Origin of the sequence: Pseudoalteromonas sp. S3431, from assembly GCF_000690035.1 — a bacterium.
In the GTDB taxonomy this organism is placed as follows: Bacteria; Pseudomonadota; Gammaproteobacteria; order Enterobacterales; family Alteromonadaceae; genus Pseudoalteromonas; species Pseudoalteromonas fuliginea.
The window spans coordinates 17,198-30,552 of sequence record NZ_JJNY01000006.1; the positions used below are offsets into that span (position 1 = coordinate 17,198).

8 protein-coding genes and 1 pseudogene are annotated in these 13,355 nt (G+C 39.8%); 4 read left to right on the forward strand and 5 right to left on the reverse strand.

Features of this window, described 5'->3' with window-relative positions; translation table 11 throughout:
- Position 1: 1 nt before the first annotated feature.
- Positions 2–910, reverse strand: a complete 909-nt coding sequence (locus DO88_RS16405) for a tetratricopeptide repeat protein (protein WP_033016400.1) — start codon at positions 908–910, stop codon at positions 2–4.
- A 657-nt stretch (positions 911–1,567) separates the two neighbouring features.
- Between DO88_RS16405 and katG the strand changes: the two genes are divergently transcribed.
- Positions 1,568–3,748 (forward strand): catalase/peroxidase HPI, encoded by a 2,181-nt coding sequence (gene katG, locus DO88_RS16400; RefSeq protein WP_033037964.1) that lies wholly within the window; start codon positions 1,568–1,570, stop codon positions 3,746–3,748.
- Positions 3,749–4,266: 518 nt separating this feature from the next.
- Here katG and DO88_RS16395 read toward each other — a convergent pair.
- The 4 genes from DO88_RS16395 to DO88_RS16380 all read right to left on the reverse strand — a co-directional run bounded on the left by DO88_RS16395 (position 4,267) and on the right by DO88_RS16380 (position 8,872).
- Positions 4,267–4,710 (reverse strand): REP-associated tyrosine transposase, encoded by a 444-nt coding sequence (locus DO88_RS16395; protein ID WP_081824565.1) that lies wholly within the window; start codon positions 4,708–4,710, stop codon positions 4,267–4,269.
- 857 nt (positions 4,711–5,567) lie between these two features.
- Entirely contained in the window at positions 5,568–7,166 is a 1,599-nt protein-coding gene (locus DO88_RS16390; protein ID WP_084166006.1) for an ABC-F family ATPase, read from the reverse strand.
- Between the two features lie 184 nt (positions 7,167–7,350).
- Positions 7,351–8,088 (reverse strand): substrate-binding periplasmic protein, encoded by a 738-nt coding sequence (locus DO88_RS16385; RefSeq protein WP_033037970.1) that lies wholly within the window; start codon positions 8,086–8,088, stop codon positions 7,351–7,353.
- A 46-nt stretch (positions 8,089–8,134) separates the two neighbouring features.
- Positions 8,135–8,872: a substrate-binding periplasmic protein gene (locus DO88_RS16380; protein WP_033030064.1), complete on the reverse strand. Its 738-nt coding sequence runs from the start codon at positions 8,870–8,872 to the stop codon at positions 8,135–8,137.
- A gap of 229 nt (positions 8,873–9,101) precedes the next feature.
- On the opposite strand from DO88_RS16380, the gene DO88_RS16375 reads away from it, so the two are divergent.
- The 3 genes and pseudogenes from DO88_RS16375 to DO88_RS16370 all read left to right on the forward strand — a co-directional run bounded on the left by DO88_RS16375 (position 9,102) and on the right by DO88_RS16370 (position 13,341).
- Positions 9,102–10,346, forward strand: coding sequence for a UPF0149 family protein (locus DO88_RS16375; protein ID WP_033037968.1), 1,245 nt, complete (start codon positions 9,102–9,104; stop codon positions 10,344–10,346).
- A 207-nt stretch (positions 10,347–10,553) separates the two neighbouring features.
- Positions 10,554–10,814, forward strand: a pseudogene (locus tag DO88_RS0118155) (class I SAM-dependent methyltransferase); the annotation flags it as partial.
- 2,098 nt (positions 10,815–12,912) lie between these two features.
- Positions 12,913–13,341, forward strand: coding sequence for a hypothetical protein (locus DO88_RS16370; RefSeq protein ID WP_232224773.1), 429 nt, complete (start codon positions 12,913–12,915; stop codon positions 13,339–13,341).
- Positions 13,342–13,355 lie beyond the last annotated feature (14 nt).

The following is a 13,355-nucleotide window of genomic DNA, read 5'->3' on the forward strand; positions in this document are numbered from 1 at the left end:
ACTATAAATTTAATTGTATTCCAGACGCTTCACCAGCCACAATTGTATTAAAGCTCTCGTTATCGTGTAAGCTTGCAAATGCACTTTCGTGTAATAGTTCATTACGTAAATTAGGCGAGTAATCTAGTGCCATTTTAATATCGGCTAGGGCATCTGCATGCTCATGTATTAGGGCAAAAGCACAGGCTCTTTGCCAGTATGCGTAGCCATAATCACTATCTATATCAATGGCTTGATTGCATAGTTCAATTGCTTGCGCTGTTTCGTTAATTTCCAGTAGTGCGTCAGCTTTATAAGCTATTGCTTCTACATCTTCTGGTTTACGTTTTAAAATTTCATCAAATATTTCAATTTTATTTGCAAAATCACTTTCTAAATTGGCGCGCATCCATAGCGAATGAACCTCGTTGGTAACCGATATACGTTCTTGGTTACTGAGTATTTCTTCAGAGCGTACACGCAGTTTTTCTTCAAGAATTTTTAATCTGTCTTCGTATTCATCCGTAATTACACTTACGCGTGTATTTACAATATCTTCTACTTTATTTTTAACATCACGTAGCGAGTTCCAACCCACTAAAACCAAAATAGATGCCGTGGCAGTAATAATAAAAAACACATTATTAATGGTATCGGTTGTGTATGTGAGCGCACGATCAGCGGTATCTAGTTGGGCGTGGGTAACTTGTTTAGTTACATCTTCACGTAGCTTTTGTTGATCTTGTCGTACTGCTTTTAGTTCATCTAAAACGTAGCGTTCTAAAAGTGGTTTATACATAGGCTCCTTTAGTTGGCTAAGGGCATGTTGTTGTTCTTGCGCAGTGAGCACTTCTGGCCTTTGTTCTGCTGCGTTCACAGTAGCCAAAAAAAATGTAAAACAAACAAAAAGTAAGGATATGTAATAACGCATTGGTATGCCTAGTTAAATTAATTACGAGTGTAACTTTAACACGCACAGCTAAAAGGCACAAAGCTAGTGAAGCCAAAAATTTTACAAAAAAAAGCCAGTTCAAGGTGAACTGGCCAAAACTGCTAAAACAACAAAAGTTGCAGGGAAATACAGGAGATAAATTGCATACTAACTGAATTTAGCTGAACAATTACTTAACTCAATTCAGTTAGTTAAAATAAGAAGATACACAAGGTATCTGGTTTATAAAGTAAAGGTGTATTGGGCTTAGGTAATACACCTTTATCGTTATAACTATAATTTCATGGTGAAGGGGGATATTCCAATGTGCGCTTAAGTAAATCAAAGCCACTTTTGAGCCCTTCACTTATCAATACGCCGAAATTTTTCAGTGCGATCACAGGTCTTCTAAAAAAGTTAAGATAAATATTTTAATCTCGTATTTTAAATACAGTTAGAAAGTGCAGTAAAAAGTATGCACAACTAACTATCCATCAAAATTATAAATGACAACAATCGTTTTAAACAGCCGTTCGGTGCTGGTATAGCATAATTTATAAGCCTATATTAAATACACATAAGTATTTAGGCCGGTGTACTAAGTTATAAACCAACTAAATAAAATAACCGTTACTTTTGTACTATAAGGATTTCAGAATGAGCAACCCTAAAGTAGGCCAATGTCCGGTCATGCATGGTAGTAATACTAAAACGTCTAATCCAAATACCGATTGGTGGCCAAACGCCCTTAACTTAGACATACTTCATCAACATGATACAAAAACGACTCCATATGACAGCGATTTCAACTACGCTGAAGCATTTAAAACGCTAGATTTAGAAGCTTTAAAAACCGATTTAAAACACTTAATGACACAAAGCCAGCAGTGGTGGCCAGCCGATTGGGGCCATTACGGTGGTTTAATGATTCGCATGGCATGGCACTCAGCAGGATCATACAGACTAGCTGACGGGCGTGGTGGTGGCGGTACAGCTAATCAGCGTTTTGCTCCACTAAATTCATGGCCTGATAATGGCAATCTCGATAAAGCACGTCGTTTATTATGGCCAATTAAGAAAAAATACGGCAATAAACTTTCATGGGCCGACTTAATTATTTTAGCGGGCAACATGGCATACGAATCAATGGGTTTAAAAACCTTTGGATTTGCAGGCGGGCGCGAAGATATTTGGCATCCTGAAAAAGACGTATATTGGGGAGCTGAAAAAGAATGGCTCGCACCAAGCGACGGACGCTACGCCAATGTAGACAAGCCAGATACAATGGAAAACCCGTTAGCCGCAGTACAAATGGGCTTAATTTATGTTAACCCAGAAGGTGTTAATGGTGTACCCGATCCACTTAAAACCGCAGCACAAGTTCGCGAAACGTTTGCGCGTATGGCAATGGATGATGAAGAAACAGCAGCACTTACCGTAGGTGGGCATACCGTAGGTAAAACGCATGGTAACGGTAAAGCCGAAAACCTAGGGCCAGAGCCAGAGGCTGCTGATGTACACGAGCAAGGTCTTGGTTGGAACAACACCACAACACGTGGTATTGGTCGCGATACAGTAACTTCTGGTATTGAAGGGGCATGGACTACCCACCCAACTAAATGGGATAACGACTACTGTAAACTACTGTTAAGCTACGAATGGGAATTAACAAAAAGCCCAGCTGGCGCTCATCAGTGGGAGCCGGTTAATATTAAAGAAGAAGACAAGCCAGTTGATGTAGAAGATCCATCAATTCGTTTAAACCCAATAATGACTGATGCCGATATGGCCATGAAAATGGATCCAGCGTATCGTAAAATTATTGAGCGTTTTTATAACGATTTTGATTACTTCTCAGACGTATTTGCTCGCGCTTGGTTTAAATTAACTCACCGCGATTTAGGTCCTAAATCACGTTATTTAGGTGCCGATGTGCCAAGCGAGGATCTTATTTGGCAAGACCCAGTACCTACCGTTGACTACACACTCACAAACGCCGAAATTAGTGATTTAAAAACAACCTTACTTAATAGCGGTATTAGTGCTGCTGATTTAATTAGCACGGCATGGGACAGTGCTCGTACTTATCGTGGTTCTGATCACCGTGGTGGCGCAAATGGCGCACGTATTCGCTTAGCACCGCAAAAAGATTGGCAAGGTAATGAGCCAGCGCGTTTAGCAACAGTACTAAGTGCACTTGAAAAAGTACAAGCAGGTTTGAGTAAGCCTATTAGTATTGCCGACTTAATTGTTTTAGGCGGTACTGCTGCTGTAGAGCAAGCTGCTAAAAGCGCTGGTGTTGATGTAACCGTACCGTTCGCGCCAGGACGAGGGGACGCAACAGACGACATGACCGATGCCGAATCGTTTGATGTGCTTGAACCCATTCATGACGGCTTTAGAAACTGGCTGAAAAAAGACTATGTAGTATCCGCGGAAGAGCTTTTACTAGAGCGTAGCCAGTTGATGGGTTTAAGTGCACCAGAAATGTCAGTATTACTTGGTGGCATGCGCGTGTTAGGCACTAACCACAATGGCAGTCAGCATGGCGTATTTACAAGTAATGTCGGCACCTTAAGTAATGACTTTTTTGTAAACTTAACGGATATGGCGTACCGCTGGGAGCCTACTGAAAAAGGGTTGTACAATATTGTAGAGCGTACAAGCGGCGTAACTAAATGGACTGCAACACGTGTTGATTTAGTATTTGGCTCAAACTCGGTTTTACGTGCACTTGCAGAGTTTTATGCGCAAGACGACAACAAAGAACGCTTTGTTCACGACTTCGTAAATGCATGGGTAAAAGTAATGAACACCGACAGGTTTGATATTAAATAATCTGTGCGATGAACATAAAAAAGGGGGAGTAATTAATTACTCCCCCTTTTTTATTTATAACGCAGTGGCAAACATATATTTGTAGACGTCGAGCTTGCTCACGTGAGAAGCAAGGCTTCTAATTACTTAATACCCTAAAAACTGCGTTTTACACGCCAGCAAGCTGCGCGTCTACAGGGTTTATACCCAGGTTTCAGAATATGATTTGTAGACGTTGAGCTTGCTCACGTTAGAAGCAAAGCTTCTCATTACTTAATACCCTAAAAACTACGTTTTTATACGCCAGCAAGCTGTGCGTCTACAGAGTTTATACCCAAGTTTCAGAACATGATTTGTAGACGTTGAGCTTGCTCACGTGAGAAGCAAGGCTTCTCATTACTTAATACCCTAAAAACTGCGTTTTTACACGCCAGCAAGCTGCGCGTCTACAGGGTTTATACCCAGGTTTCAGAATATGTTTTGTAGACGTCGAGCTTGCTCACGTTAGAAGCAAAGCTTCTCATTACTTAAATATGCCATTATAAATATACGCAGTCCCAAAATGGATATTCTCCAACCTCATTTACAAGCTTAGCACGTAAAGGGTTTGCAACAATATAACGTGCCTGGTTAATTAAATCCTCTTCAGTTCTAAGTTGATGCTCAAAATAGTTTTGCTGCCAAATTGACCCATTAGAATAATTAAACTTATTAATATTCACTGTGGTAATACTTTTATATTGCCTCACAACATCATTAAGAGGTAAATCTTTTAATTGAAACAACCAATGTAAATGATCTGGCATTAACGTATAGCAAATAGTATTTACCTTGTTTTGCATATAAACCAATCCTCTTATTGCTATACATGCACTTTCAAAATTTTTGAATATCTGAGTTCTTTTTCTAGTACATATTGTGACAGAGTAAAATTGGTTTTCGCAGGTGTAGCGCCCAGTTAATAGTTTTTTAGATGAATACATAAAGATTTTAATTTATTGGGTTTTTATAAATATAGATAAAACACACTGTTCAACAAGTTATATGGTGTACCTTGAAGTAAACGTGAGCTTGCTCACTACGTTTTTACTCGCCAGCAAGCTGCGCGTCTACAGGGTTTATACCCAAGTTTCAGAATATGACTTGTAGACGTAGAGCTTGCTCACGTTAGAAGCGTAGCTTCTCATTACTTAATACCCTAAAAACTGCGTTTTTACACGCCAGCAAGCTGTGCGTCTACAGGGGTTATACCCAAGTTTCAGAATATGATTTGTAGACGTTGAGCTTGCTCACGCGAGAAGCAAGGCTTCTCATTACTTAATACCCTAAAAATTACGTTTTACTCGCTAGCAAGCTGTGCGTCTACAGAGTTTATACCCAAGTTTCAGAATATGTTTTGTAGACGTCGAGCTTGCTCACGTTAGAAGCAAGGCTTCTTATTGCTTAATACCCTAAAAACTGCGTTTTTACACGCCAGCAAGCTGCGCGTCTACAGGGGTTATACCAAGGTTTCAGAATATGTTTTGTAGACGTAGAGCTTGCTCACGTGAGAAGCAAGGCTTCTAATTACTTAATACCCTAAAAACTGCGTTTTTGTACGCCAGCAAGCTGCGCGTCTACAGGGTTTATACCCCGGTTTCAGAATATGACTTGTAGACGTAGAGCTTGCTCACGTGAGAAGCAAGGCTTCTAATTACTTAATACCCTAAAAACTACGTTTTTACACGCCAGCAAGCTGCGCGTCTACAGGGGTTATGCAAAAATGCCCAAATTCACTATTTACCACCCATAAAAAAACGGCGCTAAATTTAGCACCGTTTTTAAAAGTAATGAGAAAAATTTACGCTTTTTTCTCTTCACAACTTGAAAGGTATTCGTCAAACGTACCCTGGAAGTCGATTACTTTTTTATCTTTAATATCAATGATACGCGTCGCTAATGACGATACAAACTCACGGTCATGGCTTACAAAAATTAGCGTGCCTTCAAAGTCTTTAAGCGCATTGTTAAGCGCTTCAATGGCTTCCATATCCATGTGGTTAGTTGGTTCGTCCATAACAAGAACGTTAACGTCTTGCATCATTAACTTACCGAATAACAAACGGTTTTTTTCACCACCCGAACAGTTGCGCGCTTTTTTATTTGAATCGTCAGCTGTAAACAACAAACGACCCAGCATGCCGCGTACCATTAAATCGTTATGATTAACTGTGCGCCACTGCGACATCCAATCAAACAAGGTTAAATCGTTATCAAAATCTTTAGTGCTGTCTTGCGGGCAGTAACCAAAGGTCGCATTTTCAGACCATTTAATTTCACCCTCTAAACTTTTAAGCTCGTTAACTAAACAACGTAAAAAAGTAGTTTTACCTACCCCGTTTTCGCCAATAACAGCAAGCTTAGCGCCAGCTTCTAGTAGTAGGTCGCCGCCAGTGAATAACTTTTCGCTATCAAAACCATGGCCAAGCTTGTTAACTTCAAGCGCTTGACGATACATTTTTTTACCTTCGTCAAACGAAAGCGATGGACTCATACGACTTGACGATTTAACTTCATCAAGTTTAATTTTATCCATTTTTTTAGCGCGTGAACTTGCTTGTTTTGCTTTTGAAGCATTAGCACCAAAACGGTTAACAAAGTCTTGTAGCTCGTCAATTTCAGCGCTCTTTTTAGCATTTTCAGCTAAAAGTTGCTCGCGCTGCAGCCCTGCTGCTTCTAAAAACTTCTCGTAGTTACCAGGATAAATACGCAGCTCGCCATAATCTATATCGGCCATATGTGTACATACAGAGTTTAAAAAGTGACGGTCATGCGAAATAATAATCATCGTACATTTACGCTTGTTAAGCTCGTTGGCAAGCCACGTAATTGTATGAATATCCAAGTTATTGGTAGGCTCATCGAGTAGCAGTATGTCTGGGTTTGCAAATAACGCTTGTGCTAAAAGCACACGTAACTTCCAACCAGGTGCAACGTTTGCCATTAATCCATAATGAAATTCTTTATCGATACCCGCTTCTAGCAAAATTTCTTCAGCGCGGCTTTCTGCCGTGTAACCGTCCATTTCAGCAAATACGCTTTCAAGTTCAGCTACTTTCATACCATCGTCTTCGCTCATTTCTGGCAAAGAGTAAATACGTTCGCGTTCTTGCTTTACTTTCCAAAGCTCAACGTCACCCATAATTACAGCGTCTACAACGCTATACTCTTCAAAGGCAAACTGGTCTTGGCTTAGGTTACCTACTTTTAACCCTGGAGTAATAGATACATTACCCGCGCTTGGCACAAGCGCCCCGCTTAAAATCTTCATGAAAGTCGACTTGCCGCAACCGTTAGCGCCAATTAAACCGTAACGGTTACCGTTACCAAATTTAGCTGAAATGTTTTCAAACAACGGCTCTGCGCCAAACTGCATCGTAATATTTGCGGTGGAGATCAAAAAAGGTAATCCTAGATAAGTACTGACAGGAGTACGCTGCAGCAACACGCCACAAACAAGAACCAGACAATAGGGTAAATTAGCTGGCGAATTATACAGATCAGCCAAGAGGAAGGGAAGATAAAAGGCGCTTTAAATTAAAGCAAAAACAGATAGCGATAAGTGATTTTACAGCTCAAAACAGTTAATAAGTTTGGTAAATACGTTCTGTGGCCTTTTTATTTTTTTGAATTAATTGATTAATAACCGATAGTTCATCAAGCGTAACCGTTTTTTTACTCAGCATTAAATGCACAGGGGCTTTGTTAAAAAATGCCATATTAGTAACCGGTTCAATATTTAATGATTGTTTTAAAAAAAACAGCCCCGACAAAGCGTCTTCAATCACAAAATCTACCCGCTGTTTATTGAGCATTTCAAAGCGCTTATCGGCAGTCGAAATAAGCACAACTTGCTTAGGATATGCTTTTTTAAGTTGCTCGAACTGCGCGCCATAATAACTACCTCGATTAACGGCAATACTAAAGCCTTGGCTAAATAGTTGTTCAATTGAACTTAAATTAGGGGAAAGCGTATTTTTATAAAGCAGCATAACCTCGTCACGGTAGCTTTGGCTAAAATACGCAAATTTGCTTCGTTTTTTAGTTTTAGTTGCCGCAAACATAATATCTATACGGCCTTGCTTTAACTCTTCTTGTGCGCGTAAAGAGCTAGGTAATACGCTAAATTTCAAGCAAAAAGGGGAGCCTTTAAACAACGTTTTTATAACGTTAATTTCAATACCCGACAACACCCCGTTTTTTAGCTCAACATAAGGAGGCCAGTAATTTTCATTTGTGCCAACTTCAAAAGTTTTATTACATGCTTGCGTATTAAAGGTACTTAACAGTAATACAGCAAAAACGACTATTATAGTTTTCATTACACTCCAATTAATTGCGCTTGCGGTTATAGCTGGCAATTAAACATTACTCAAATAGCGCCTTAAGTGCCGTTTGATTGTTTTTTATGTGTTTATTTATTACTTCAAGCTCTTCAACCGACACCGTATCTTTGCTTAGCATTAAATGTATTGCGTCTTTATTTATAAATTTGATATTTTTAACCGGTGCTAAGTTTGAGCTTCGTTTAATAAAATAAGCACTCGCTAGCTCATCTTCAATTGCAAAATCAATACGTTGCTTATTAAGCATTTCGAAGCGCTTGCTCACTGCGCTGGTGTACTCAATTTGTTTTTTATACGTTGTTTTATATTGTTCAAATTCTTCACCGTAATAACTACCAAAGTTAGCGCCTACAGTAAGGCCTTGTTTAAAAATATCTTCTAAGCTATCAACATTGTGCTGGTTATTTTTGTTTTCGTATAAACGCATTACCTCCGTACGGTAACTTTCACTAAAATGAACATATTTAGCACGATTATCGGTATAGCTAGCCGCCCAGCCTAAATCAATTCGGCCATGTTTAAGCTCAACAAAAGCGCGCTTTGAATTAGGCAGCAATTCAACCTTAAAACAAAAAGGCGAGCCGGCAAATATAATGTTAAGTGCATCTACCTCTGCGCCTTGTAATTCACCATTAATACCTAACACATATGGCGGCCAAAATGCATCGTGCGATGCAACACTTAAAGTTCTTTCGCAAGCAAACACAGTAGGCGACACGTTAAAAATTAAGCAAATAAATAGGGTTATTAGTTTATTCATTACGCCTCTAATACAATTAATTATTGTTTGTTTTTAATACAGTATAAACTAGCTTGAGCATTTTAGTGCTGGGGTTGTGTAAAAATGTAAATAGCTCACTAAGCAGAGAAAGGTAGCTGAGCGTTTAAGTTTAACAATTGCACTTATTTTATAAACTTAAGAAAAAATATTGTTGCTAACTTTATCAATCGGTACACTACAAATAAATTTATGAATAGTAGAGCAAGTTATGTCGCCAACCAAAATACGTAACGATGTTGTAAAACTCAGTGAATTGAGCACTAAAAAACCAGATTATTACTTTATTCAGGGTTATTTAATGGGGTTGGGTGTATTACCACAAATGCTTAACCCTAGTGAGTGGCAACCAGATCTATTTGGAGATCTTAATGTTCAAAATGCGACTGAACTAAAATACTTAGAAAGCTTAATGGCTCTGTATAACCAGTGCATGGAAAAAGTAATTCAAAACGAATTAAAAATGCCTGCTAAGTGTAGCCTATCTAAACAAGATTACCGTGATTCACTTAAACCGAATATGCCTCTACCAAGTTACTGTAAAGGGGTTTTACAGGCGCTTAAACATATAAATAAGCGTATGCTTGATGCAGAGCAAAAACAGGCCCTTAATAACCTAAACAGCGTTTTAAAAGCATTTTCTAGTGAAAAAGCAGCAGCAAAAGAATTTGGTGAATTTGCCCAATATAACGCCCAAGAATATAAACGTAATTATGTTTATTTTATGGCCGACGCTATTTTTGAACTTCGATTTAGTAACGACCTAACTTTAAGTGACGAAGATGAGGCTGTATTTAACAACAGCTTTTTAGACGAAGAACCAAATGAGTTAGATGAGCTTGATGAATTACTTGGACTTGTACTCGCCGATACAGAGCTAAAAGCACTTGAGCCAATGCAAATGTTGCTAGAAATCATGGAAGGTGGGCTTATAACTAAGCAATTTATTAAAGACAACGCTGGGCATTTTTGGGGACTACAAGAAACTCGCCCCTATATGATGCTTCGCGCGCATCGAGCAAAAATACACGCACTGCATGGTTATACCGTAAAAGCACAATCAGAACTCGAAGAGTTACTAAAGCTAAACCCAAACGATAATCAAGCAAACCGCTTTTTATTAATGAACTGCCTAATTATAAATAAAGAGTGGGAGAAGTTAGAGGCTTTATTAGCCGACTTTGATTTTCAAGAACTACACGCCACAGCAAGCCGTGCGCTAAGTGCTTTTGTAATGCATGGCGATTCAAAACCCGCAAACGATTACAAAAAAATCCTCCAGCAGCAAAATAAACACTTTACCAAAATACTCACCGGCCAAGAAAAACTAAAAGAACAACAGCCACCATATTACAGCCCAGGCAGTAAAGAAGAGGTGGGTGTTTACCTTGAGTCGTTAGGTAAACAGGCATGGATTTCGGTTCCCGCGAGTCTTTTTTGGCTAAGAAAAAAGTAATAACTAAACGCGTAAAAAGCACTAAGCGTGATTTATGTCGCGCTTAGTACTCACATCAGCGCTTAATAATAACAGCGTATTAATTTAAAAATTTCTACTTATTAAGCCTGTATTTAATGCACTTGTTCCTGTAGATTGAACAAATAATGAATGCAGTATTAACAGTGCCTTAGCTGTTAAACGATTAGCCAAGGAGCGGTGAGTCTCGTGTCAAACGCCACGCTTACTTATTACAACCAAAATGCCAAAGCCTTTAGCGACTCAACACTAAACGTTGATATGTCGGCGCTTTATGCTGAGTTTTTACCGCACGTTGCACAACACGGGAGTATTTTAGATGCCGGTTGTGGCAGTGCACGCGATGCCGCATTTTTTAAAGCGCAGGGTTTCACTGTAAGTGCGTTTGATTCAAGCCCAGAGCTGGCAGAGTTGGCAAGCAGTTACTTACAGCAACCGTTAAAAGCGAAGCTTTTGAGTTTCGACGTAATTAATGTGTAGGTGCGATTTTATATCGCGCTGTGTATTGTAGACGCGCAGCTTGCTGGCATTAAAAGCGAAGCTTTTGAGTTTCGACGTAATTAATATGTAGGTGCGATTTTATATCGCGCTGTGTATTGTAGACGCTCAGCTTGCTGGCGTTAAAAGCGAAGCTTTTAAACTTCGATGTAATTAATGTGTAGGTGCGATTTTATATCGCGATCATAAGTTTTTTTTGCGTGGGATTCAGAGGATTAAAGGGATTAAAAACCTCTATTCGAGGTTATATCGCGTTGGCGATGGCAACCAAAGGGCGGCATTTGAGAGATATTTTGACATTGTACGAGGTAATTCGTCCATGAAGCAGGGTTCCTGTCAGCATCCATGCTTCCAATTCCTCGTGCTGCGAAGCTTCGCTTCCGTCACTCGTCACCCACGGCGCACCCGAAGATCACACAGTGTCTTCAACTTACGTTAATGATGTGAACGTAACCAGCGTAGATAGGCCATCCATGGCCAAGCTACGCTTTGTACAGCATTGCCTAAAGGGATTTAGGTACTTGGAATTTGTCGGGAACAAAATTCCGCCATGCTGTAAATTACTCATCATTAACTCAGTTTCAGGTGTGATCACGGGGAATTGGAGTGTGTTGGTAGATTGGTGTTTATAAATGTAGGCGTGAGTTTATCTCGCGCTTTTGGGTTGTAGGCGCAGAGCTTGCTCGCGCGAAAAGCGAAGCTTTTAAATCTCGGTGTAATTAATATGTAGGTGCGATTTTACATCGCGCTCATAAGTTGTTTTTTGCGTGGGATTTAAAGGCGCGGATTAAAAACCTCTATTCGAGATTTTATCGCGTTGGCGATGGCAACCAAAGGGCGGCATTTGAGAGATATTTTGACATTGTACGAGGTAATTCGTCCATGAAGCTGGGTTCCTGTCAGCATCCATGCTTCCACTTCCTCGTGCTGCGAAGCTTCGCTTCGGTCACTCGTCACCCACGGCGCACCCGAGGATCACACTGTAGCTTTAACTTACGTTAATGATGTGAACGTAACCAGCGTAGATAGGCCATCCATGGCCAAGCTACGCTTTTTACAGCATTGCCTAAAGGGATTTAGGTACTTGGAATTTGTCGGGAACAAAATTCCGCCATGCTGTAAATTACTCATCATTAACTCAAGTTTCAGGTGTGATCACGGGGAATTGGAGTGTGTTGGTAGATTGGTGTTTATGAATGTAGTCACGATTTTACGTCGTGCTTTAACTTGTAGGCGCTGAGCTTGCTCGTGCGAAAAGCGAAGCTTTTAAATTTCGGTGTAATTAATGTGTAGGTGCGATTTTATATCGCGCTCATAAATTGGTGTTTTGATGTGGGTTTAAAGGATTTAAAAACCTCTATTCGAGGTTATATCGCGTTGGCGATGGCAACCAAAGGGCGGCTGCCGCCGACCGCCCTTTGGAATCCCACGGCGCACCCGAGGATCACACTGTATCTTCAACTTACGTGAATGATGTGAACGTAACCAGCGTAGATAGGCCATCCATGGCCAAGCTATGCTTTTTACAGCATCCATGCTGTAAATTACTAATCATTACGATCGTTTCAGGTGTGATCACTGGGAATTGGTGTGTGTTGGTAGATTGGTGTTTATAAGTGCAGGCGGGAGTTTATCTCGCGTTTTTGACTTGTAGGCGCAAAGCTTGCTCGCGCGAAAAGCGAAGCTTTTAAATTTCGGTGTAATTAATATGTAGGTGCGATTTTATATCGCGCTCATAAATTGGTGTTTTGGCGTATGAGTTTAGGGATCTTAAAACTTCTATTCGAAGTTATATCGCGTTGGCGATGGCAACCAAAGGGTAAACACCGCCGTCTACCTTATGGAATCCCACGGCGCACCAGAGGATCACACTGTGTCCTCAAGTTAAAAATTGATGTGAACGTAAGCGCCTTGTATTCGCCATCCATTATGAAGTCACGGCTTAACTTACATCCATGCCAGTGATTACTCATCAATTTATATCTTTCTAGTGTGATCACGGGGAAGTTAAGGAATAATTTTATGCAATTAATTAGAGGGCTTGGAGCATATGATTCAAACTGATATTGGTCCATTAGATGGAAATAGCTGGGAAAGTCTTATTCAGTTAGTTTTTAAGAAAAAACATGACACTTATCAAGAAATGATTGCTTCACCAGGAGATCTTGGTATTGAAGGGGTTGTGCTATTGGATGGCATCGCTATTCAATGTTATTGCCCTAATGAAGATTATGATACTAAAACGCTTTATCAAAAGCAGAGAGATAAAATAACTAAGGACATAGGCAAGCTTTCTATAAATGAAAAAGAGTTAGTGAAGCATTTAGGAGATTGTATAATTCGGCAGTGGATATTTATCACTCCAAGAATAGCTAAGCATGAGATTCATGCTCATGCACGCATTCAAGAAAAGAATGTCAAAGAAAAAAAGCTTGAATTTATTTCGGACGATTTTCAAATTTTGATAAAAGATCGGTAATCCCCCCATTTTTA